19 protein-coding genes are annotated in these 22497 nt (G+C 59.2%); 4 read left to right on the top strand and 15 right to left on the bottom strand.

The window, feature by feature from the left end; translation table 11 throughout:
* Positions 1-89: 89 nt before the first annotated feature.
* The 15 genes from AAE514_RS01880 to AAE514_RS01950 all read right to left on the bottom strand — a co-directional run bounded on the left by AAE514_RS01880 (position 90) and on the right by AAE514_RS01950 (position 17908).
* Positions 90-3746, bottom strand: a complete 3657-nt coding sequence (locus AAE514_RS01880; protein WP_347329803.1) for a 3-keto-alpha-glucoside-1,2-lyase-like domain-containing protein — start codon at positions 3744-3746, stop codon at positions 90-92.
* A gap of 274 nt (positions 3747-4020) precedes the next feature.
* Positions 4021-5835: an endo-1,4-beta-xylanase gene (locus AAE514_RS01885; protein WP_347329804.1), complete on the bottom strand. Its 1815-nt coding sequence runs from the start codon at positions 5833-5835 to the stop codon at positions 4021-4023.
* Between the two features lie 270 nt (positions 5836-6105).
* On the bottom strand, positions 6106-6693 hold the full coding sequence (locus AAE514_RS01890; RefSeq protein ID WP_347329805.1) for an outer membrane beta-barrel protein: 588 nt from the start codon (positions 6691-6693) through the stop codon (positions 6106-6108).
* 147 nt (positions 6694-6840) lie between these two features.
* On the bottom strand, positions 6841-7410 hold the full coding sequence (gene tsaC / locus AAE514_RS01895; protein ID WP_347329806.1) for an L-threonylcarbamoyladenylate synthase type 1 TsaC: 570 nt from the start codon (positions 7408-7410) through the stop codon (positions 6841-6843).
* A 174-nt stretch (positions 7411-7584) separates the two neighbouring features.
* Positions 7585-8382, bottom strand: coding sequence for a hypothetical protein (locus AAE514_RS01900; RefSeq protein WP_347329807.1), 798 nt, complete (start codon positions 8380-8382; stop codon positions 7585-7587).
* Between the two features lie 170 nt (positions 8383-8552).
* Positions 8553-8774 (bottom strand): hypothetical protein, encoded by a 222-nt coding sequence (locus tag AAE514_RS01905; RefSeq protein ID WP_347329808.1) that lies wholly within the window; start codon positions 8772-8774, stop codon positions 8553-8555.
* Between the two features lie 102 nt (positions 8775-8876).
* Positions 8877-9392, bottom strand: a complete 516-nt coding sequence (locus AAE514_RS01910) for a hypothetical protein (protein ID WP_347329809.1) — start codon at positions 9390-9392, stop codon at positions 8877-8879.
* Between the two features lie 156 nt (positions 9393-9548).
* Entirely contained in the window at positions 9549-10343 is a 795-nt protein-coding gene (locus tag AAE514_RS01915; RefSeq protein ID WP_347329810.1) for a hypothetical protein, read from the bottom strand.
* A gap of 71 nt (positions 10344-10414) precedes the next feature.
* Positions 10415-11437: a DUF2515 family protein gene (locus AAE514_RS01920; protein WP_347329811.1), complete on the bottom strand. Its 1023-nt coding sequence runs from the start codon at positions 11435-11437 to the stop codon at positions 10415-10417.
* A gap of 15 nt (positions 11438-11452) precedes the next feature.
* Positions 11453-12112 carry a DUF4150 domain-containing protein gene (locus AAE514_RS01925; protein WP_347329812.1) on the bottom strand — a complete coding sequence of 220 codons (660 nt, stop codon included), beginning with the start codon at positions 12110-12112 and terminating at the stop codon, positions 11453-11455.
* A gap of 1 nt (position 12113) precedes the next feature.
* On the bottom strand, positions 12114-13181 hold the full coding sequence (locus tag AAE514_RS01930) for a beta-ketoacyl synthase N-terminal-like domain-containing protein (RefSeq protein ID WP_347329813.1): 1068 nt from the start codon (positions 13179-13181) through the stop codon (positions 12114-12116).
* Complete coding sequence (locus AAE514_RS01935; protein WP_347329814.1) at positions 13178-14413, bottom strand: TIGR02270 family protein; 1236 nt, start codon at positions 14411-14413, stop codon at positions 13178-13180. The genes AAE514_RS01930 and AAE514_RS01935 overlap by 4 nt, the downstream gene beginning before the upstream one ends.
* Before the next feature lie 8 nt (positions 14414-14421).
* Positions 14422-15417 (bottom strand): DUF2169 family type VI secretion system accessory protein, encoded by a 996-nt coding sequence (locus AAE514_RS01940; RefSeq protein ID WP_347329815.1) that lies wholly within the window; start codon positions 15415-15417, stop codon positions 14422-14424.
* 155 nt (positions 15418-15572) lie between these two features.
* A complete protein-coding gene (gene dprA, locus AAE514_RS01945) occupies positions 15573-16718 on the bottom strand; it encodes a DNA-processing protein DprA (RefSeq protein WP_347329816.1) in 1146 nt (381 codons plus the stop codon).
* Positions 16719-16873: 155 nt separating this feature from the next.
* Positions 16874-17908, bottom strand: coding sequence for a LysM peptidoglycan-binding domain-containing protein (locus AAE514_RS01950; protein ID WP_347329817.1), 1035 nt, complete (start codon positions 17906-17908; stop codon positions 16874-16876).
* A gap of 308 nt (positions 17909-18216) precedes the next feature.
* Here AAE514_RS01950 and def point away from each other — a divergent pair, with 308 nt between their 5' ends.
* From def to trkA, 4 genes are read left to right on the top strand one after another with little or no spacing between them, the layout of a single operon-like run.
* Positions 18217-18726, top strand: a complete 510-nt coding sequence (gene def / locus AAE514_RS01955; protein ID WP_347329818.1) for a peptide deformylase — start codon at positions 18217-18219, stop codon at positions 18724-18726.
* 28 nt (positions 18727-18754) lie between these two features.
* Positions 18755-19741 carry a methionyl-tRNA formyltransferase gene (gene fmt, locus AAE514_RS01960; protein ID WP_347329819.1) on the top strand — a complete coding sequence of 329 codons (987 nt, stop codon included), beginning with the start codon at positions 18755-18757 and terminating at the stop codon, positions 19739-19741.
* Positions 19738-21054 carry a 16S rRNA (cytosine(967)-C(5))-methyltransferase RsmB gene (gene rsmB, locus AAE514_RS01965; RefSeq protein WP_347329820.1) on the top strand — a complete coding sequence of 439 codons (1317 nt, stop codon included), beginning with the start codon at positions 19738-19740 and terminating at the stop codon, positions 21052-21054. Before fmt ends, rsmB begins: the two co-directional genes overlap by 4 nt.
* Before the next feature lie 45 nt (positions 21055-21099).
* Complete coding sequence (gene trkA, locus AAE514_RS01970; protein WP_347329821.1) at positions 21100-22488, top strand: Trk system potassium transporter TrkA; 1389 nt, start codon at positions 21100-21102, stop codon at positions 22486-22488.
* The last annotated feature ends 9 nt before the right edge of the window (positions 22489-22497 follow it).

Consider the following 22497-nt stretch of genomic DNA (forward strand, 5'->3'; position numbering starts at 1 on the left):
TTGGAACGGTACACCCCACTCCCGCCCTCAGTGCCAACAGCAGACGTAGGGCGGATAAGGCGCAAGCCGCATCCGCCACTCCCAAAACGTTAATTCAACTCCCGCATTTTAATATTCCGAAACCACACCGCATCGCCATGATCCTGCAACACGATGTGCCCTTGCGGCGTTGCGGCGAAGGCGTCCCATTCGGCGAATTTGCTGTTGGCGATTAAGGCGTTCCAGACGTCCGAGCCCATTTGTATGTTCACCAACCGGTAGCCGTTTAGCCAGTGTTCGATGTGACCGTCGTTCACGACCAGGCGGGTGCGGTTCCATTCGCCGGGTGGGTTGACGGTGACCGGTTGGCCGGCGATAAGGTCGTAGAGGTCGCCCGCCCGGTGGGTGTAGATTTCACTGTCCGGGTGGCCGATGTTGTCGAGCAGTTGGTATTCCGGGCCGCTCATGTAGGCGTGCTCATGGCCTTCGTCGACGCTGTAGAGGATGCCGCTGTTGCCGTTTTGGGAGAGTTTCCATTCCAGGTATAGCTCGAAGTCTTTGACGGGTTTTGGGGTGAGGACCAGGTCGCCGCCGTGTTCGGATTGCCAGCCGGTATTTTCCTCGGTGCCACGGCCCTGGAAGTGCAAGGTGCCGTTGTCGACGGTCCAGCGTTTACCCAGGGTCTGGGCGTTGTAGTTGCGCAGGCCATTGAGGCTTTCACCGTCGAACAGCAGTCGCCAGCCCTCGACTTTTTCGGTGTCAGTCAGCGTATTGTGTTCGGGGGTGCGCCCTTCCAAGGTGACTGGTTTGTTGTCGGGTATGGCGTTCAGGGTGTACCAGGCTTCGGTGCTCCAGAGGCTGTTGCCCGTGTCGCTGACGAAGGGGCGTTTGATGCGGAAGTAGACCACATGCTCGGGTTTGAGGCCGTCGAGTTTGAAGCGCGCTTGGGTGCGGTCTTCGGATAGGGCGAAGCCTTCGATGGGGAGCGTTTCCAGCTTCTTTTTCGGGCCGCCGTAGTCTTCGGTGGGCTCGTAGTACCACTGCTGGATTTGGAAGTCGTCCGGGCGAAGGTGTTGGCCGGCTTTTATGGGTTGGGTGAACTCAATGACGAAGCCGTCAGAGCGGGCGCTGATGCTGAGCATTTCAAAGGCGGTTTCGCCGTTGTACTTTAAGCGCTGCAATCCGTACCACTGTTTTCTGCCGTCGGCCCAGTTGCCCGGGTTACCGACGCCGCCCACGATCAGGGAGCCGTCCGGCGTCCAGTCCAGGCGGTTAACGCCCGCCTCGAGCCCCTGCATAAAACGGAAGACGGCACCCTGCAAACGGCCGTTTACCCGTTCGGCGTAAACCCGTTTGATGCCGCCATGGGTGACGTCGCCGTGAATCATTTGGTTTTGGTAGGGGCCGACGTTGAGCGGTGCCGGTTCGCTGGGGGAGTTGCCGATTTCGTCCTGGGGCAACCAGACCACCGGTTGGGTTTCGGTCAGGTCGGCAGTGCCTTCGTAGTCCACCGAGCGGGAGCCGTACCAGGCGCCCGGTGTGAGCTCGACGATTTTGCTGGCCGGCAGCCAGTCGCCCTGGTTATCGGCGATAAACAGTTGCTCATCAATGCCGTAACCAATGCCGTTGGGCGTGCGCAGGCCGTGAGCGACATAGGTTACCTGTCCGTCGGAGGCGCGGATCTTGAGGGCCTTGCCCCGGTCCGGGGCCTGAGGTTGGGCGCTGGCGCCGCCGGCGAGAATCGCCGTGGCCAAAGCCCCGTAGAAGTGCCCGTCTTCGTATTCCAGGCCGAAGGAGAATTCGTGGAAGTTGTCGGTCACCGCCCAATCGGCGGATACGGTGCGGTAAACGTCGGTCACCTCGTCGCCGTTTAGGTCTTCCAGGTGAGTCAGCTCCTGTTTCTGGAGCACGTAAATTTCCCCATCAACCACTTTGACGCCGAGAGGCTCGGCCAACCCACGGGCAATGCGCTTGACCTCAATTTGGTCTGGCTCCTCGGTGTAGTCGCTCACGATATAAACCGAGCCTTCCGGGTCCCAGGTGGAGATCACCATGCGCCCGTCGGGCAAAAAGTCGATGCCCCCGACCATGGGTTCGAACGCTTCGGGGCGGGCCTGGTGCACATCAAAAGCCGGATGCATCCCGGGGACCTTGTACTGGTCTCCGGGAATGGCTTTCACCCGCTCCGGGTCGGTCACCAGGGACCTAACCGCCAGCCGGTCCGCCGGCTCGATGCGAAGCATGGAGTCGGGAATAATCTCGAATTCTCCGGTCTGCGGGTTGCGCCATTGAAGCGAGAGCGCGGCCCCCTTGCTGCTCTGGAAATAAAATAGATCCAGGGGGTATAACCCCGGCGACAATGCGACGTCGGCCTCCGCCGGCTGAGGACCGTGGAAGCCCCAGTTATCGATGAGCGGTTCACCGTCTAAATAGAGGAAGCCGCCATCATCGCTGACCAATCGCAGTTCGGTTTCCAGTGGCAGCTCGACCCGCAAGTGCGCTTTCACGTGCATGGCAAAACGGGTGGTCAGGGGCGCAAAGGCGGCTTTGTTGGGCAGGTGAATGCGGGCCACTCGGGCGGCGTCCACCGGGTCGGAGGTGCGCAGGGTGTCGATACTCGGTTGGTCCCCGCTGTAGGGGTGCAGGTACAGCATCGCGCCGTTTTTGGCGGCGGAGGAGGGGTCTTCCACCACTTCATAGGCGTCGGCGGGCTGGTCCAGAAGCCAACGGGTCTCTTCGGGGTCCTTTCCCCCCAGGGAGAAGATGTAACCGACCATTTGTTCGGCGTCTTCCTCGCTCAAATCCGGGTGGGGGGTCATGGGCGTTTGGCCCCAGTTACCGGCGCCGCCCTCGATGATCTTTTGCGCCAGCTCAATGACGACTTCGAGCCGATTGTCATAGCGTTGAGCAATGTCGATATAGGCCGGCCCCACGGTCTGGGCCTGGGGGTTGTGGCAGGCGGCGCAGTCACTGTTCGCCACGAGGGCTTCACCGGCGTGCTGGTCCGGGTCGATGACCTCTTCCGCTTCGATGGGCTCGGGGTCGGTGTAGGTAAGCGTCAAGGTCGAGGCGCCGTTACTCAGGCGCAGGCCTTTTTCGCCGGACCACTGAGCAGCGCCCTTCAGGGTTTTCTCTTCCGGCCACACTTGCCCCGAGAGCACCAGGTCTACGTCGTCGGGCAAGCCGTGCACGAGGAACTCCCGGCGCAGCGTTACGGTATCGCCCTGGCGTTCGATGCGAGGGGTTTCCGAGACATAAGCGGTCCAGTCATTGCCCCGACCTTCGTACAAAAGCACGGGCTGTCGCCCTTCAAAACGGTGCCCGGCGTAACGCCACTCGGCGCCCTCCAGCTGCCATTGAGCCTCGGGCTGGGTGGCGTAGAGGGCGCCTTCACTGGTGGGTTGGGGGCCGTGGCGGGTGTCGAATACGGCTCCTTTCAAATCCACCTCGCCGCGCCACAGGCGGTAGAGGTTGGCGCTTTCGGTATCGTAGGCCAGGCGTACATCGTTGCCCAGGTGCAGCGTTAGGATGCGAGGTTTGCCATCCAGTACCGAGCGGAAGGCCTTCATCTCGCCGGTCAATACCTCTTTGCTGGCGGGCGCCACGACGGAGGGTTCTTCACCGCAACCGCTCAGCACCAATAGCGACAATACCAGTACGGCGAGTCGGCGGATTGGTCCGGCGGCGGCTGCGTGAACGGCGCCCGGCGCCATGCTTGAACTGCGCTCCGCTCCGAGCCAATCAACCTCATTTATTCTATCTACCATTGACCTCTCCACTTATTCTTCGAGCCGGCGCGACCCGTACCGACAGGCGGCTTCAGTTATTTTATGAACATTAGCACATCAACGGTTTTCAATTGATGGGGTAAAACCGTTTGCCTTCCTCACGCCCTAACACCTTACCGGCACCCAGAGGAAGCTGGGGCTTACGCTAGCAGAAAGCCCGCGAGGGTGGGGCTGAATACGTATGCAGTTGGATGAGAAACAAAAACGGCGCCCCGAGGGGCGCCGTCAAAGAAAAGACCACTCGAGGAAACGCTTACTGGCAGGGCAAGCCCATCAGCGCGTCACCCACACCCTGAGCGGGCGGTTTGGGTTCGAAGTTGTCATTGAACAGCAGGGGCCATTCGTCGTGGTTGTTGTCGAAAGTCTGCTCAATCAACCAGCTGTCGCTATCAAACACGCCCCACACGGTAACACCACCACGCAGCTCGGGGGGCACTTCATCCAGGTACGCTTCGACGATGGAGCAATAGCGCTCCTTCTGGGCCTGAGCCGCCTCGTCGGTGTACTCGGAGATGTAGTTATCCGGGTAGCTGTAGTTGTCGCTGTAAGGGTTGTTGACCGGAATATCCAGCTCGGTAATTTTTACCTTCAGGCCGAGGTCAACCACTTCGGAGAAAACCTCCCGCATGGCGGAGGTGCTGGGCCAATCAACGAATACGTGGAACTGAAAGCCGATGCCGTCGATGGGGATATCGCGCTCGACGAAATCCCGCGCCATGGCCATGGCGTTATCGAACTTGGGCTGACCGTTTTCCATGCTGAAGTCGTTGTAGTAGAGGTCTGCATCCGGGTCCGCTTCGTTGGCGGCGATGAAGGCCTCTTCGATGTAACGCTCGCCCATGTTCTCGTAGAAGATGGAGTCGGTGCGGTAGCCCTCATCCACGAAGGCTTCGTTGACAACATCCCAGCTGTCCACCCGGCCGGCGAAGTGCGAAGCCACACCGATAACGTGCTCGCGCAACGCTTCGACCCACTCCTCTTCGGTACCCTGGAAGTTGTTCATCCAGTCAGGTACCTGATACTCCGAATGCCATACCAGGGCATGGCCGTGAACGCCGATGTTGTTGCTCAAGGCCCAATCCACCAGAGCGTCGGCATTACCGAAGGTAAAGTTGCCGCGCTGGTTGTGCAGGTAGCTCATCTTCATGATGTTGCCGGCGGTAATTTGGCCGAAATGCTGCGTGATTATTTCACGCTGACCTTCACCGGTAGGGTCATCATCGAGGATACTGTTGGTTTCGTTGCCTGCGGGAACGGCAACCCCCACCGGGAACTCTGCCAGGTTGCGCAGGCTCTCGAAGGTCAAATCGTCACTGGGCGCGCTACTGCTGCTAGCGGAAGACTGTGCGCTAGATTCGCTGCTGGCCGAGGACTGTACGCTGGACTGGCTGGAGGAAACCGAGCTGCTTACGGAAGAGGAAGCGCTCGAGCCACCATTCACGACGCCATAGGGCGCGGGTTGTGACTCACAGGTGCTGCGCGCGACGCAACTCTCGTTACTTTCCCAGCCCCAGCCACTTTCAGTGGTTTGGCACAAGGGGTAGAGCGTGCCGTACCAATCGCACTGCTCGCCACCGCTCGGGACACTGCTGGAGGCCAAGCTGGAGGAGACCGCCGAGGAGGCTTCGCTGCTGGTGGCCACGGAAGAGCTGGAGGATGCCGGCGCCGAGCTGGAAGTGCCACCGGCACATACATCGCCGGTAACTTCCGGCGCTTCCGCTTCGCCGCCGTTTTTGTTCACTTGAAAGCCAAACTCGACGGACTGGCCGGGCTGGATGGTGCCATTCCACCCCATGTCACTGGCGGTGTAGGGGTTGCTGCCGCTCAACTGAGTGTTCCAGGCGTTGGTCACCTGGTTGTTATCGTACTCCCAGCTGACGCTCCAGCCGTCGATGGCGCTGTCGCCGGTGTTGCTGATACGAATGGCACCGGTCAGGCCGGAGTTCCAATCATTGGTGACGAGGTATTCACAGTTGCCGGTTTGCGCCTGGACGCCCACCGACCCCATTGCCAAACCCAGGCCCAGCAACGCGCCGGTACCCCAGGTAGTTATTTTTTTAGAAAACATAGGATTTTCTCCTTCATCGAACGAACATCGTACTCTCGGATGTATAGAGCCGTTGTAGCCGCGGTAATACAACGCAGGAGGACGGCAGAGTCAACGAGTAATAGTCCGGCGGACTATGGGATGTGACGGTGCTCGCAGTTTTTGGATGAGGCTCGCGCCAGGGGCGGGGGTGAAGGCGGCACCGGGTTGGCAGCTAAGATCACAAAGGCGACTTGGCACGCCTCCGAGGGGTCGGGCGAAGGGCTAGGAACAGCCCCCACCCGAACCGGGCTAGAAGACGAAGGTGACTCCGAGACTGGTGGTATCCAAGTCATCAAATGTCGAATAAGCCACACCAACGGCAATGGTAGGGGTCAGGTAGTAATCCGCTCCAATGCTGACAGTCGTTTCGGACTCGTCATCAATGCTAACGTAGCCCAAGGAGCCATTAACCTCGAAGGCTTCGCTAAGCATGCTCCGAAAGCCGCCGGTCAGCCCGAAGCCATTGTCGCTCGCACTGCCGGACTGCCCTCTATAGTAGGCGGTCGCTTTTATTTTTTCGTAAGACACCACGGCAAAGAAGTCCGTGTTCACAGATAGCGGGTGGCGAAATCCCAAACCCAAGGAGGTGGTGTCTAAATCAAGGTCGATAGACTCTCCGAACAGGAGCACCTCATCCGAGGCGCGGGCGAAACTACCCACCACAAAGGCCTGCTCGGAAATCAGCGCGGAGCCGGTCAACGCAAAGCCGTTCAGGCTTTCGTTGCCCAGCTCTGCCGATTGGTAGGCAACGCCCAGTTGGTTCCATTCCGGCTGCTCAGCGGCCTGGGCAGCCCCAGCGGCGCACACCAATGCCGTTGCCAATACGGTCTTTTTCATTCGTTTTCTCCGTTTTCGTGGGGCCATTCAACGCGTAGACGGCGCTGCCCCTTCCCGCGCCGCGGCGGAGTCTAGCACGCCACTTCCGGCCACGGTAGCGACGGCAGACGAGCACGCAGAGGGTACTAAGGACTCGGGCAGAAAGCGTTAGCGCAATATCTTGCCCGAGACAAGGTCCCGAATTTGGGAGGGTTGGGCACGCCCTCCGACGCGCCCCGGGGTAATGTCGTCCAACTGGTCACGGAAGTAGCGACGGACCTCCAGCGCGGTGCGGGCCTCGGGCTTGCCCGCCGGGTTGGCGGAGGTAGAGATAATCGGGCCCCCAAAGGCTCGGCTCAAACCCGCCGCGAGCGGGTGGTCCGTTACCCGAAGCGCCACCGTTTCAAACTGCCCACGAACCCATTCCGGCACCAGGTCCGCCGCCGGCACCAGCCAAGTCACCGGCCCGGGCCAGCTCTCTTGCAGGCGCTGGCGCAACCCCGAATCCAGCCGGTCCACCAGCGGCGCAAAGTAGGACATCTCGGCGGCCAACAGAATCATCCCCTTCTGCCAGGGCCGCTGCTTGAGCGCCAGAATCCGGCCCACCGCTTCGGGGTTGTTTGGGTCACACCCCAGGCCCCACACCGCTTCGGTGGGGTAGGCCACCACAGCGCCGCGCGCCATGCGATGGGCGGCTCGACGAATGCGGGGGTTGAGAGAGATGGAAGCGTTTTGCATGGTATTACTCGCGGCGATCAACGTAGGGCGCAAAATAACGGATACCGAGGGGTCAGGCAATACCCGCGAACCGGGAGGAGGGCCAAAGTTCACACCCAAAGTGACGTGTGCCTCGGAGCCGAACGCTGGAATGACGTAGGGCTCCGGGTGGCGATTGTAAAACCGGTGCGCCGGCTAAGGCTCAACCTCTACGGGGTCCTTCGGGTGAACGATCGGGTCTTCGTAGTCCGTATCAATGGTGCCGCCAGCGTTTTTAATCTGCTCTTCTTTATTGTATCGCTGACGCTTGAGCGTTCGTATTTCCTCTTCCCAGAGGTCAGACCACTTGTCTCGGTCCTCGGGCTTAACATAACTCTTAGCAAAATCCTCCGCACTTGATATTTTCATTACGAAAAGATAATTACCCCTCCCTTCTGGATCCATTTTTTCCCCATCTCGATGGAACCGAAGTTCAATAAATACATCCTTGGCCCAAACCGTCCAACGTGTGCTTTCATCTAGCTCCATCCATTCATCTAGATTCAACCTATAGTCCAAAGGAAAACTGTACAGTCGATCATTTTTATGAAAGTTGTATGCCTCCACACCGGTTAACCTTGGGTCCGAATAATCGACTACGCGCGTCCATCCCAATGACTTCAAGTGGTCGATAAAATCCAAAAACTCCCTTCTTACGAGGTCATGAGAAACGTCGCCACCTCCAGCGAACCCAAAGTTAATAGATATATCTTCAAAGCCTCCTTCTTCACTATCGGCATCTTCCGGACACATGATACTGAGAACATCGTCAACTTCGAACCCATACTCCCCGTGAACAAAAGCGATTGTTCCTCGATTATCCAGAGGCCAATCGTATTCATAGAAATTTAGTCCCGCCGGCTGACGATCCACTCGAACGGATCCTTCCAGATTATTATTTTCTACAAATTCCTTTCCTGTCATTCCAATACTGACCGATATTTTTGAAGCCATAGTCTCCCCCTCCTCTGAGCTAGAGCAGCCTAGCAATAGAACATAAAACGAAAGCAATATAAAACGCATGATTAATACACATGTTTGGCGTCGGGACTATCAACCCATCGAAACCTTCAACCATCACACCATAGAGGCCACGAACACTTTGTTTTAGATAGCGAATCCTTTTAGCCTATATCTCTGGATCCTGGTAGCTTGACAATCGTAAATCCCCGCTCTTCCAGTAGAGCCTCTTTTCCCGCACGGCTCTTGGAAAGGGCTTCAAGGCGATCATCCAGAAGTTCGCGCCAGTTATCTCGGTCTTCAGGTGCAATATAGGATTTCAGCCGCTGCTCAGCCGTTTCAATGCTTGCGGTAAAAAGATAGGAACCAGGCGCATCAGGATTCATACGCTTTCGATCTCGGCGAAACCGAATACCCAAATGTAGGCCGTTGGCGTATAGCTCCCAGCTAGGGAATTTTAACGCCATCCACTCCTCAAGGGTCGGCTTTTAGTCCAGGGGCGCAATGTAGGTGCCCCCTTCCAACAGATAGGAGAACGCCTCCTTACCTTTAAGTCTTGGCAAGTCATGCTGGTTCCAGGGTCGCCAACCAAGAGCAACAAGCGTGTCAATAAAACGATAAAAATCGTCCCTCACCGCCTCATGTGGTACCTCACCTCCACCCGCAAAGCCAAGATTGACAGAGCAGGAGTAAATGCCCTCCTCCGGTTTTTCTTGATCCTCAACACATTGAAGGCTAATCACATCCTTCAAAGTAAAGCCATGGTCTCCATGCTCTACTTCAACCCTCCCACGAGCCTGACTCGGCCAGCGGTGCCGATAGAAATTTAACCCTGCGGGTTGCCTTTGAACGGATGACTCTTCGGTTAAATCATTCTTTTTTAAAAATTCCTTTCCAGGCTGGCCTATTTGAATAGCAACTACTTCTGGACTCATGAATTTGTCTCTTCTGTCACCTTCGCAGCCCCAAAGAATTAATATAGCGAGAAAAAATAGCCACTTCATTTCAATAGACCCAGCTCGTAGGTTGGCGAGGCCCAGGGCAAGCTGTTGAGCATCTCTCCCGCTGGCTCGCGCAAACTGTTCGCGTCATGTTGTTGCAGGCACGCCATGCCGTCGAAGGAGTGCTCTGGGTAGGGGGCTGTACAACCAGTGCGCCGGCTACTGCTCAACCTCTACGGGGTCCTTCGGGTGAACAACCGGGTCTTCGTAGTCCGTATCAATGGTGCCGCCGGCGTTTTTAATCTGATCTTCTTTGTTGTAGCGCTGACGCTTGAGCGTTCGTATTTCCTCTTCCCAGAGGTCAGACCACTTGTCTCGGTCCTCGGGTTTAAATTGCCCTTTTGCAAATTGTTCCGCACTTTGAATCTTCATTACGAACAGATAGCTTCCCAAACCCTCGGGATCCATCTTCTTACTGTCCCGATGAAATTCTATGTCAATAAAAACACCATCGGCTCGAAGCCTCCACTGGGCATCCTCCAGCGCCATCCATTCATCCATGCTTGGCCGGTAGTCTAGGGGGAAGCTGTAGAAGGTGTCGTTTTTATAGAAATTGTACGCCTCCACCCCCGTTAACCTCGGGTCAGAGTAAGCAATCACTCGGGTCCACCCCAGGGATTTCAGTTCCTCCAGAAAATCTAAAAACTCCTTTCTGACCACGTCGTGGGAGACATCGCCCCCTCCCGCGAAACCGAAATTAATAGATATATCTTCAAAGCCTCCTTCTTTACTATCGGCATCTTCCGGACACATGATACTGAGAACATCGTCAACTTCGAACCCATACTCCCCGTGAACAAAAGCGATTGTCCCTCGATTATCCAGAGGCCAATCGTATTCATAGAAATTTAGTCCCGCCGGCTGACGGTCAACTCGAACTGACCCTCCTAGATTATTCTTTTCTACAAATTCCTTGCCCGTCATTCCAATACTGACCGATATTTTTGAAGCCATAGTATCCCCTTCCTCTGAGCTAGAGCAGCCTAGCAATAGAACATAAAACGAAAGCAATATAAAACGCATAATTAATACACATGTTTGGCGTCGGGACTATCAACCCATCGAGCGATAGTGGCTATCTCGGAACGCATATAGGATGATTTCTTTTTCATAAGGCCATCAAATTTTTTTGCAGCTTTTTCAATCCACTTCATGCGACTTTCAAAATCTTCAACCACCATGTCATCGGGAGCCACCGATTTTAGTTCCTCATCCTTAGCAGAGCACTCATGAGAGAACACCAGCTCATAGGTGGGCGAAGCCCACCTCACCCAGGAACGGCGCTGGAAGGCCGTCCAGCTACTAAACGCCGGGTCATCGTAGATCAACGGCTGCAAAATGGCGCCTTGCTCATGATCCGCGATCGCCATTAGGTGCTTCATTTGGGCCCTTTCCTGGTTCTCACGACCACCCTGCTGTTCGTAACTTCGCACATACCTGAAGCCCTTAACCAGGTCCCCCGACGGCACAAAGTGGTCAATGACACCCAGCGATTCAGAAGACCAGGGTAGACTGTTGAGTATCTCTTTCACTGGCTCGTGCAGGCTGTTCGCATGACGTTGTTGCAGGCAAGCCATGCCATCAAAAAAATGCTCTGGATGGTTGTTATAAAACCAATGCGCCGGTGCGATGTCGCTAAAAAGCCAGAGATTGCCCTTGGCCAGGCCATTGGCGATTTTTCGGCTGTCAACTTTATCCCGCGTTAGCCAGCCGAAAAAATAGGAGCCTTGCAATTGCCACTTATCGAGCAGGCATGCAACGGTTTTGCTGGCGAAAGCGCCCAGCGCCATCCAGTAGTAGCGGCCCCGCTTGTCGTGATCACCTCCGTCCTCGGTTTCCAGATAGAACCGGGCGTAGGTGGCGGCGATGCGTCGGGCGCGGGCGGCGTATAGGCCGATTAGCTCGTAGTCGCCGTTATCCTGCTCATCCGACAACCGCAAGTAGGAGAATTCCTGAGCCTGAGACCATAAGAGGTCGCAGTCCACATCGATGGGACAGTACTGGTTGGGCGTATCATTGGTGCCGGTTACCGGCTGATCGTTTGGCATAGTGCCGTCCTCAAGTCATCCTTCATTTTTTACTTTGACGTTTTTCCAAATAATGTGGAAGTCGATTTGCTCATCCGGCTTGGTGGAGGCCAGATCCGAGCGGCCAAAGGCATTGGTCTTTGTCTCCGCCTGAGAACTTTCGGGCTTGGCGCCCTTGGGGGTCAGGGCATAGGGAATGCCTTTCACCGGCTGCCCCAGGGTGTCGAGGGCCTCGAAGCGCAGGGCATAGACCTCCTCCAGCTCTTTGTCTTCCACATCGATTTTGGTGGGGGCGGTGGCCATGCCCATGTTAACGCCAATGGTGTTGGCTTTGTTCATGGTGGTGGCGTCCAGGTGGCGCACCACGCCCTCCCCTTCCACCTTTACGTCGAACGAGTAGCTGGTGAATTCGGTTTTGTCCCCCGTGGAGCCGGATATCAACCCCTTGGCCGTGCCGGGTTGATCTCCGGAGCACTGGCTGTGGTTGGAACCGGCCAACGCCGTGGGCTGACCGCTGATAAGAACGCTACTGCTGCCCTTTTTAAGCGTGGCCGCCTGGCTGGTCACCATATAGGGAATGGGAGGCGTGCTGGACCCGATGGGCGTTTTGCACATATCCGGGGCGCCGGAGAGGGATTTGTCGCCACTGTTTTTGTGGCTAAAGCCCATGTTGTTGGCAAATACACTGTGAGACATATTAAGTTCCTTTCTCGTCGCTAGAAGGCTGGTCGCTAGAAGGGTATTGATGGCCGGGGTAGCCCCACACCACGGCCCGAGGGCCGGAGTCCGAGGAAGCACACACCACTGTGGGGCCGGACGGCTCCGGCTCCGAGGCGGCCAACGCCAGAGCGACGGGCGCGAAGGCCGCGCCCAGGTCGCCCACATGCTCCGCGAGGCGGACCAGTTTGTGGTCGGGCGTAAAGGCCCCCTTATGGCGCAACCGGGCAAGTGTCAGCTCCCGCTGATAGTGGTGCTCACCGTTCTCCGAGCTGTAAAGGCTCGCGGCGGGTGTGGCCAGGGTTTTCACCGCCTGGCGCAGCACATTGGCCAGGGTTTCGGCGGTATAGGGCTGGCTGGAGAACAGATGACCTTGCTCAAACCCAAACTGGGGCGGAGCCAGGACAAACTGGCCGACGTTGGCTTCGGAAGGGCCGGACGCCTTCAGTAATAGAAAGCCGGCCCCCTCTCCGGGCACCATTCCGCCGATACTGGCATCGCCCAAGAGGCGCCACTGCTTTTTCAGGCCGCTCAAGGTACGGGCGTCGCAAAAGGTATCGATACCTCCCACTAATACATAGGGTACGTCGCCTTGGGCAAGCAATTCCATCGCGGCCCCCAGGGCGCGGAGGCCACCGGCCCGTCCCTCGGCGAAATAGCGGCTGTTGCGACGGTCCAGTTTAAGGCCCGTGGCGTTGATCAGGTGCTGGATAAACGGGGGGCTAACCCGGTTTTGCGGATAGTATTGCTCCGGCCCCGCCAAAAGCAACGGTACCGAGGTATCCGGCAGCCGGGGCGTCAGGTCCGCCAGTGCAAAGGCGGCGATTTTCAGCAAGCGAATATGCGGCGGGCTCATGCCGGGAAAAGGCGCCTTGAGTGGCACGTCCAGCACGGCCTGGGGCACCGGCGCAAACGTCACAGGGGTTTGTTCACCAAACAGGTCACTGTGTTGAAACCCACTCATGCCCGCAGCGATGGCCGAAGCCAACATGGCCGGATGGGCCCCCAGAGGCGTGACAAAGCTCTGATCACAGATAACCGCCGTCACAGCCCACCTCCCGTTCCGACTGGCGCATTCAGGTTGGGGTAAGGCGCTTGCGGGGAGCTCAACGCCCACTCGATAGCCGCGGCACGGCGCTGAGGCTGCAAGCCGTCCCGCCAAATGGCCTGCAAAGGCGCGTCGGCCACCGGCACCCCCATCAGATAACGCTGGCCCGGAGTGAAGCGGTGGCGGATCCCGCCCCAGTAACGGAGGGCTTTCTCCGGGGCGGGATAGGGGCGGTGCTCATAATCCGTTACCGCCATTACGTCAGGCTCTGGCGCGGCCGGCGGTGAGAGCTGCGTCAATTGCGCCGCCTCCAGGTCCACCCCGGTAATCAGGGTGAACGCTTCCGCGGCCTGTTTGGCCAGCTCCGGCTCCTCCATGCGGGTTAGCAGCCAGTTCACCCCTCGGGGGTCCCCCAGCGCGCCCAGCGCTCGGACCACGGCGCCATCCTGCCCGCTATTCACTAACTGATTGATCCAGTCCCAGGCCTGATTGGCCGGCGAAGCCCGAAACGCCAGGTCGATGGCCCGCCGCTGGGTGGCCTCCGGGTCGAGGACAAACGGCGCCAGCCCGGCGCAAGCGCGGGACTCCCCCAGCATCAGCGCGGACCAATGCGCCCAAAAGGCGGGCTCCCCCTCTTCTGCCATGGCCGGCCGGAGCTCGGCGACTAAGTCAGTCCGCTTTAACTCCCCCACCAACCGCAACAGCCGGGCGTACAGATCGGGTTGTTCCCGATTGGCCGGGTCGCGCAGCAGTCGCTGTAGGTACGCCTGGGGGTCCAGTCGTCGTACGCTGCAAGCAGCCACCGCCAGGTAGCGCTCGTAGGGGTTGTCGCTGGCGATCCAGGGCTTTAACAGCGGATACACTCGCGCGCTGTTTTGCCAGCCCAAAGCCGACACTAGCCCTCGCCGGGCGTGGGGCTGGGCTTGTGACAAAGCCACTACACGAGCAAGAGACGCCGGGTCACCGCGCTCCAACGCCAGCATGGCCAGGACGAAAAGCTCCCCGGCATCACACGTCTCTTCCGTCTCCAGGGCGCGGGCCCAAGCGATGTCCGGGCTAACGGCCAAACCGTTCAGGTGTGCGTTCATGCGCCGTTCCAGCTTGGCCCGAGTGGCCGCCGTTTGGTCGGGCTGGTGCGCGGCCCGGTCCCAGAGCAACCACAGGAAAGCGAGGTCTTCCACTTGCTGCTCGGTCACATGGGCAAAGGCCGTCAGGCGGTTGGTGGCTGGCATCGGCGTCCCTACCTCTTAAGCCCAAGTGTCAGAGAGCGCAAGCGGTGCAAGTCGTTATTGCAGACGCAGCTCGCCTGCCACGTCAGCGATAGCGTCATCCCATCGACATCGATCACCAGGGTATCCAGCACGAAGGCAAGGTCCTGCCTCGGCCGGCCGGAAAAAGCGGCCTGCCCGCCAAGTTTGACCTGGGGAAGCTCAAACGACAGCGGCCCGCCGGGGTGCATATGCTCCAGGTAAACGGGCTCACCCCCTTGCAGGTAACCGTCCCACACCCAATCCGGGTGGGCCGCCTGCTGCGCCCTGGGCTGGTAATCCAAGGGCACATAGGGGGCCCGGTTTTGTTGCCAGTGCTCGTCATAGGTGCCCCAATCCCCGAAGCGCGGTTCCCAGTATGGAGGGATAAAGCCAAACCCGGCCGGCCGGGGCTTGTCCTCGGGCCGACTGATCAGCTGGTCCGGGTATTCAATGTTGGGCAGCGGTTGGCCTTCCAACGCTTTAGCGGAAGGGGCCGGATGAAAGCCCCGGCCCACCGGATTGGCCGGGGAGCTCACCTGCACGCCGTCGGCGTTGGCTGCACGGCCCCCGTAGGCGAATTCATAGCGAATCGGCACGGACTCAAAGGGCTCCGGGGCACCGACGGCTCCCTCCCGCCAGACCCGATCACCCCATACCCGCAAGGTCTGCTCCCGGCCGGCCACTTGGGCGCGCACATCCAGTGAGCGCACCGGCTTTTTCTCCGGCGCCCAGGCGTGAGCGAGAATCGCGATATCGGTTCCCGGCTTGGGCAAGTGCACGTCACTGGGCCACCTAAGGCTGCTTTTCCCCGGCTCACCCCAGTAAATGTCCTCATTCACGGGCTCAACTTGCTCGTCGGCAAGCGTCCAGGAAGCGCCTATATTGAACGTGGCTTTTGCGGCCAAAAACACGGCATCCTGCCCCTGTGCATTGGGCATAATATGGTAGCTGGCGGCGAAGGGGGTTTTGTTATCCAATAACGGCATATTGGGGGCTCAATCCACTATCCTTATTTGTGAGGAGACTTCCAAGCTCAGGAAGTGTATTCGTCTTCCGCCACCAGCTCAATCTGCTCACGCCGCACCTGTGACCCAGGTCACAGGTGCGGCTGCCCCTTCATTACAAACCTTAATAGAGCTGGTTACACTCCCGCACTCTGGTTCGCCAGCGTCGTCCGCTCAAACCCCGCCGCCGTTTCCGCCACGGCGCCTTTGAGTTGCAGGCTAATCAGGCAGGCGGAGAGTTCACCCACATCCATTTCGCTGTGGTCGGCGAGACGGTCCAGGTCCATGGGGTCGTGGCCCAGGGCCTCTAGCACGCGCTGCTCGCCGCTGGTCAGGTCCATCTCGGCTTGGTCGGAGCCGTTGTTGAAGAGGGACTCCTGATACCCCAAGTAGCCCCCCAGCTGCTCGACAATATCCCGGGCGGTTTCCACCAGAGTGGCGCCTTCGCGAATCAGGCGGTGGCAGCCGCGGGCGAGCGGGTTGTGGATGGAGCCGGGAATGGCGAAGACTTCGCGATTTTGTTGCAGGGCGTAGCGGGCGGTAATGAGCGAGCCGCTTTTAAGCGCCGCCTCCACCACCAGAGTGCCACCGCTCAGACCGCTGATGATGCGGTTACGTTGGGGGAAGTTGGCTGGTTGTGGGCTGGTATTGATGGGGAATTCCGAAACCAGAGCGCCACCGTTGTCGAGAATTTGCTGAGCCAGCTTTTTGTGGCGCGCGGGGTAGAGCCGGTCAATACCGGTGCCCAGTACACCAATGGTGATGCCTTCGGATTCCAGCGCCCCGTTATGGGCGAAGCCATCCACGCCCAGGGCCAAACCACTGGTAATCGCGAAACCCCGCCCGGCCAAAAACGCAGCGAACTGACGGGCGTTATCCCGCCCGCCCGCGGAGGGGTTGCGACTGCCCACCATGGCGATCTGGGGCATGCTCAGAGCGTGAACGGAACCGCGCACGAACAGCAGCGGCGGAGCCCGGCGGATTTCTTTGAGCAGCGGTGGGTAGTCTTTATCCTCCACGCTGATCAGGGAGACTTCCGGGTGGTCCATCAACCATTCCAGATCTTTCTGGGCGCGCTGGTAAAGGCGGCTGGTTTTGGGGGCGTGTTGGTACTCGAATAGCGCCGAGAGGGCCTCGGGATTGAGCCAGGGTTCGAGCATGTCCCGGGTTTGGCGAAAAACCGCGGACGCGTTTCCGAACCGTTCCAGCAAGCGGGCCCGCCGGGCGGCGCCGGCACCGGGGAGGTGTTGCAGCAATAAGTGAAAATAATGGTGTTTCTCCATAAACGCCTCGTTGTTCGTCCTTAATGACGGTAAAACATAATTCGTTACAAAGTGAACTCAGGTTTCGGGTGTGTCTTCACCCAATGGCCATCCCATCGATGACCATCCGTTTTGGCGGATCGGCAGCACCGACCGCCAAAACGGGACGCAGTTTATCAGGGATTGAGCAGCTTGTCGTTTACCGCCAGCGGCCGCTCGGCTTCCAGCACCAGCGCCAGACTCATTTTCTCGAAGGTTCGAAAGACCATAACCAAGCCCGCCCGCTCGTCCGGCAGGGTGACGCTTTCACCGGTGACCGGGTCGCGGGTGGTTTCGCCGCGCTTGTACACCGCCAGCACATTGCCCACCAGCAAACCTTCGCGCTCACCGTTGTTGACCATGACCACATCCAGCTTGCCCACCTGGCTGACACCGCCTTCCACCGCCATGATCAACGCCTCAATCTCGTTATCCGGGGCGCTGGGGTAGAAGTTGGGCTCGATGGTGCGCTCTTCGCTGGGCAGAAGACGATCGCCCATGCGCAGCTCTTCGCGCGAGCGCATTACCTGAACCTTGGTAATGTCACCTTCGACAGTGCCGGTGTTAACGGTGCCGATGTTCATGGCGTGGGTGCCGAGGTACTCCTCGGTAATGGGGTCTATATAGGCTTCTTCACGACGATAGACGCCGTAGTTAGCCACGTCCCGGTCGATGTCGCCGCGGGCGTACGCATAATCGCCTTCGGCCACGATCAGGCGCTTCTCCGGACCGGCGAGCATGTAGGGGGCCGCTTTCAGCTGCTCATCGGTCACGATGCGGCTGCGGGACAGGAAGGCGTTGACACGGTCCAAGGGAATAGTGCTGATAGCTTCATCTTTGGGCAACACGCGCACACTGGGGCTGAGCTTGGTGGTCCCCGGCGCGAGTTTGACCGGCCGCTCCGAGGTCAGGCGGGGTTTGCCGTCGACGTAGACCAGGTAGATCACATCCCCGGGGTAAATCAGGTGGGGGTTTTCAACCTGCTGGTTAACATGCCAGATTTCGGGCCATAGCCAGGGGCTCTTGAGGAAGGTGTTGGAGATATCCCAAAGGGTATCGCCTTTTTCCACGATGTATTCATCCGGGTGGTCGCTCCGGAACGCGGCTTCGTCCGCCCAGCTCCACACGGCGAGCAGCGGGGCCAGGAGTAGCCCCAGCATCAACTTTTTCATAGAAACCGATCCTGTATTGTTAGGCCCGGAGGTGCGAGAGACCCGTTTACCGCAATGCAATGTCTGTCACAAAGCGGCCATTGAATTAGGGTAAACAGGCCTCAACCGGTTATAATCCTGTCACAGTGCTAACAGCGAGCGCGCTTGGTATTTCCAACGGCCCCTTCCAAAGGCCTGAAAAGCCCCAAGAATGGCCCCCAAGGGATTGGAAATAGAGCGCCGAACCCCAAGCATAGCAAGTAAACGCTGTGCGATCATCATGTTAGCAGCGGTTTTTCTTCTTTTACTAGAGGTTTGTCACAAAGATTATGGCGAAACTCGAGATTCTGGAATTCCCCGATCCACGCCTCAGGACTGTCGCCAAGCCTGTCGCCGAGGTCAACAGCCGGATTCGCCAGCTCGTGGACGATATGTTCGAAACCATGTACGCGGCGCCCGGCGTGGGCCTGGCGGCCACCCAGGTGAATGTGCACGAGCGAATTGTGGTGATTGACGTCAGCGACGACCAGAGCCAGCCGATGGTGTTCATTAATCCGCAGGTTACCGTGCTGGACGAGGAAACCCTGCTCCCTTACGACGAAGGGTGCCTGTCCGTGCCCGGCTTTTACGAAACGGTGGAGCGGCCCGAGAAAGTACGCGTCGAGGCGCTCGGGCGGGATGGCGAACCCTTCACCCTGGAGCCCGACGGGCTGCTGGCGGTGTGCATCCAGCACGAGCTGGACCACCTGAATGGGAAGCTGTTCGTGGATTACATCTCCCCGATGAAGCGCTCACGCATTCGCAAGAAGCTGGAAAAACAACACCGACTGCAGGCCTGAACCCGGCCCGCCCATACAGACGGACACCATGTCGCATCCCGATTCCCCCAAGCGCCTGCGAATTGTTTTCGCGGGCACGCCCGATTTTGCCGCCCATCACCTGAAGGCTCTGCTAGCCGGTGACCATCAGTTAGTGGGTGTTTACACACAGCCCGATCGGCCCGCCGGGCGGGGTAAGAAGCTTCAGGCCAGCCCAGTCAAGCGGTTGGCCCTGGAGGCGGACCTGCCCGTGTATCAGCCCGGCAGCCTCAAATCCGAAGAGGCCAGGGCCGAGTTGGCGGCGCTGGAGGCGGACCTGATGGTCGTGGTGGCCTACGGTCTGCTATTACCCAAGGCGATTTTGGACACCCCGCGGCTGGGCTGCATCAACGTTCATGCCTCGCTGCTGCCGCGCTGGCGCGGCGCGGCTCCGATTCAACGAGCCATTGAAGCCGGTGACACCGAATCCGGCGTGACCATCATGCAAATGGACGTGGGCCTCGATACTGGGGACATGTTGGTGAAGGCCCGTTGCCCGATTACGCCCTCTGACACCGCGGGGGACTTACATGACCGCTTAGTCGACCTGGGCGGCCCCGCCCTATTGGAGGCAGTGAACCAACTCGCCTCGGGCACTGCCCAGCCTGAGCCCCAGGACGACAACCAGAGCAATTACGCCCCCAAAATCACCAAAGCCGAAGCGGCGCTGGATTGGCGCCGTCCCGCCCCTGAACTTGAGAGACAGGTACGGGCCTTTACCCCCTTTCCCATTTGCCATACTCGGCTCAATGATCAAAAAGACCCTACCCGGGTCTGGCAGACGAGTGTCCTGCCCCAACGCGGCCAGCATGACCCCGGCGAAGTGGCAGAGGTCACCCGGAACGCCGTCGTGGTAGCCTGCGGCGAAGGGGCTCTGGCCCTGGAGAAACTACAGTTACCCGGTAAAAAGGCAATGCCCGTGGCCGACCTGCTCAGAGGCCGCGCTGACCTGTTTCAGGTCGGCGACCGCTTCGCCCTACCGGAGCCCCCCGCATGAAAGTCCGTACCGCCGCCGCCAAGCTATTGGCGGACTTACTCCGCGAGCGCGGCTCCCTCGCCAGCCTGCTGCCCGACTATCAACAACGAGTCCCCGAGCGGGACGGTCCCCTGCTGCAGGAGCTGACCTACGGTACTTGCCGCTGGTACCCGCGCCTGAGCGTCTACCTCGGCGTGCTGCTGGATAAACCCCTTAAGCCTAAGGACAGCGACGTTCAGGCGCTACTGTTACTCGGCCTCTACCAATTGCTGTTCACCCGCATTCCCGACCATGCCGCCATTGGCGCCACGGTCGAAGCCACCCGGGAGCTCAAAAAGCCCTGGGCCAAAGGCTTGATCAACGGCGTCCTGCGTCGCTTTCAGCGAGAGCGGGACGCCCTTGATGCTGAACTGACAGACGATTCCGGGTATGCGAGCGCTCACCCCGGCTGGCTCCTGAAGCGCCTTAAAAAGCATTGGCCCGACCAACAAGCGGCGGTTGTCGAGGCCAATAACGCCCACCCGCCCCTGACGCTGCGGGTGAATCCGGCCCACCAGCCCCGGGACCCCTACTTGGCGACCCTGAGCGAGCGGGACATTGTCGCGCGCGCCACCCCGTTCAGCCCCGTCGGTATTACCATTGAAACCCCGTGCGACGTCACAACGCTGCCCCTGTTTGAAGAAGGCGGCGTGAGCGTCCAGGATGAAGCCGCCCAACTGAGCGCCGGGCTCTTGCAACTGGCACCGGGGCAGCGGGTGCTGGACGCCTGCGCCGCCCCCGGCGGGAAAACCGGCCACATTCTGGAAACCGAGCCCGGCCTAAAGCAGCTGGTCGCCCTGGATAGCGAGGCACGCCGTTTGGAACGGGTTCGGGAGAACCTCGCGCGCCTGGGGCTGTCCGCCGAGGTGGTCTGCGGCGACGGCACCCGCCCCGAAGATTGGTGGGATGGGGAGCCCTTCGACCGAATTCTGCTCGATGCGCCCTGCTCGGCCACCGGCATCCTTCGCCGCCAGCCGGATATCAAGCTGCTTCGCTCGGCGGCCGACATCCAGCGACTGAGCGCGCTACAGGGCCGGCTGCTGGACGCGCTTTGGTCGGTACTCGCCCCCGGCGGCGTATTGGTGTACGCCACCTGCTCGATTCTGCCCGAGGAGAATACCCAGGTGGTAGAGGCGTTCCTGCAAAGAGAAGAAAGCGCCCAATGCGATAGCCTCGATGCGGATTGGGGCCTCCCTCAACCGCGCGGACGGCAACTTCTGCCACAGCTGGGTGGGCACGACGGCTTTTACTACGCTCGACTGCGCAAGAGCGGGAAGAAAAATACCGATAATTAAGGCAGAATAGCGCCTTCCAGTCGCACAGCCTGAAATAGCGAGCCTATGAAAATCATTATTCTCGGCGCCGGACAAGTGGGCGGCAGCCTGGCGGAACATTTGGCCAGCGAAGCCAACGACATCACTGTGATCGACACCGATGAAGTCCGCCTGCGCGAGCTGCGCGACCGAATCGACATTGGCGTGGTCACCGGCGAAGGCTCTCACCCGGATATATTGGTGCAGGCCGGCATTGAAGATGCGGACTTGCTGGTGGCGGTGACCAGCAACGATGAAATCAACATGGTGGCCTGCCAAATCGCCCACAGCCTGTTTCGAACCCCCACCAAAATCGCCCGCGTGCGCTCGAACGCTTACCTGACCTACGACAAACTGTTCTCCGACAGCGTCATTCCCATCGACGTGCTGATCAGCCCGGAGCAGTTGGTTTCCGACTATGTTTACCGCCTGATTGAACAACCCGGCGCGCTCCAGGTTCTGGACTTTGCCCAGGGCAAGGCGCAATTGGTCGCGGTGAAGGCCTATCACGGCGGCCCGCTGGTCGGTCAGGAGCTGCGCTTTCTGCGCCAGCACATGCCCAATGTGGACACTCGCGTGGCGGCGATCTACCGGCGCAATCGGGCCATTATGCCCCACGGCTCCACGGTGATCGAAGCCGATGACGAAGTCTTTTTCATCGCCGCCAAGAACGACATTCGCGCGGTCATGAGCGAGTTGCGTCGGCTGGAAACGGCCTACAAGCGCATTATTATCGCCGGCGGCGGGAATATCGGTCTACGTCTGGCCAAGAAGCTGGAAGGCAAGTACAACGTGCGCGTGCTCGAACACAACAAGCGCCGTTGCGGGCAACTGTCCGAGCAGCTGGAACGCAGCATCGTGCTACAGGGCAACGCCTCGGACCAGGACCTGCTGCTGGAGGAGAACATTGAGGACACCGACGTCTTCCTGGCCCTGACCAATGATGATGAGGCCAACATTATGTCCTCAATGCTCGCCAAGCGGCTGGGCGCGCGGAAGGTGATGGCGCTGATCAACAACCCCGCCTACGTGGACTTGGTTCAGGGCGGTGAAATCGACATTGCCATTTCTCCCCAGACCACAACCATCGGCAGCCTGCTCACTCATGTGCGCCGGGGCGATATGGTCAACGTTCACTCACTGCGCCGCGGCGCCGCCGAGGCCATCGAACTGATCGCCCACGGCGACCAAAGCTCCTCCAAAGTCGTGGGGCGCGCGCTGGAGGATATTGACCTGCCCGAGGGGGCCAACATCGGGGCCATCGTGCGGGAAAAAGAGGATGACACCAGTGAAGTCTTGATCGCCCACGACCATTTGGTGGTCGAGCCGGAAGACCACGTCATTGTTTTCCTGCTTAAGAAAGAGCACATTCGCGACTTGGAAAAGCTTTTCCAGGTGGGCTTCACCTTCTTCTGATTCCGGAAC

Source organism: Marinimicrobium locisalis, from assembly GCF_039822625.1.
GTDB lineage: Bacteria > Pseudomonadota > Gammaproteobacteria > Pseudomonadales > Cellvibrionaceae > Marinimicrobium > Marinimicrobium locisalis.

Bases quoted from the DNA above. Each gene is read 5' to 3' on its own strand.
- AAE514_RS01880 (WP_347329803.1), bottom strand. From the start codon at position 3,746: ATGGTAGATAGAATAAATGAGGTTGATTGGCTCGGAGCGGAGCGCAGT.
- AAE514_RS01885 (WP_347329804.1), bottom strand. From the start codon at position 5,835: ATGTTTTCTAAAAAAATAACTACCTGGGGTACCGGCGCGTTGCTGGGC.
- AAE514_RS01890 (WP_347329805.1), bottom strand. From the start codon at position 6,693: ATGAAAAAGACCGTATTGGCAACGGCATTGGTGTGCGCCGCTGGGGCT.
- tsaC (WP_347329806.1), bottom strand. From the start codon at position 7,410: ATGCAAAACGCTTCCATCTCTCTCAACCCCCGCATTCGTCGAGCCGCC.
- AAE514_RS01900 (WP_347329807.1), bottom strand. From the start codon at position 8,382: ATGGCTTCAAAAATATCGGTCAGTATTGGAATGACAGGAAAGGAATTT.
- AAE514_RS01905 (WP_347329808.1), bottom strand. From the start codon at position 8,774: ATGAATCCTGATGCGCCTGGTTCCTATCTTTTTACCGCAAGCATTGAA.
- AAE514_RS01910 (WP_347329809.1), bottom strand. From the start codon at position 9,392: ATGAAGTGGCTATTTTTTCTCGCTATATTAATTCTTTGGGGCTGCGAA.
- AAE514_RS01915 (WP_347329810.1), bottom strand. From the start codon at position 10,343: ATGGCTTCAAAAATATCGGTCAGTATTGGAATGACGGGCAAGGAATTT.
- AAE514_RS01920 (WP_347329811.1), bottom strand. From the start codon at position 11,437: ATGCCAAACGATCAGCCGGTAACCGGCACCAATGATACGCCCAACCAG.
- AAE514_RS01925 (WP_347329812.1), bottom strand. From the start codon at position 12,112: ATGTCTCACAGTGTATTTGCCAACAACATGGGCTTTAGCCACAAAAAC.
- AAE514_RS01935 (WP_347329814.1), bottom strand. From the start codon at position 14,413: ATGCCAGCCACCAACCGCCTGACGGCCTTTGCCCATGTGACCGAGCAG.
- AAE514_RS01940 (WP_347329815.1), bottom strand. From the start codon at position 15,417: ATGCCGTTATTGGATAACAAAACCCCCTTCGCCGCCAGCTACCATATT.
- dprA (WP_347329816.1), bottom strand. From the start codon at position 16,718: ATGGAGAAACACCATTATTTTCACTTATTGCTGCAACACCTCCCCGGT.
- AAE514_RS01950 (WP_347329817.1), bottom strand. From the start codon at position 17,908: ATGAAAAAGTTGATGCTGGGGCTACTCCTGGCCCCGCTGCTCGCCGTG.
- def (WP_347329818.1), top strand. From the start codon at position 18,217: ATGGCGAAACTCGAGATTCTGGAATTCCCCGATCCACGCCTCAGGACT.
- fmt (WP_347329819.1), top strand. From the start codon at position 18,755: ATGTCGCATCCCGATTCCCCCAAGCGCCTGCGAATTGTTTTCGCGGGC.
- rsmB (WP_347329820.1), top strand. From the start codon at position 19,738: ATGAAAGTCCGTACCGCCGCCGCCAAGCTATTGGCGGACTTACTCCGC.
- trkA (WP_347329821.1), top strand. From the start codon at position 21,100: ATGAAAATCATTATTCTCGGCGCCGGACAAGTGGGCGGCAGCCTGGCG.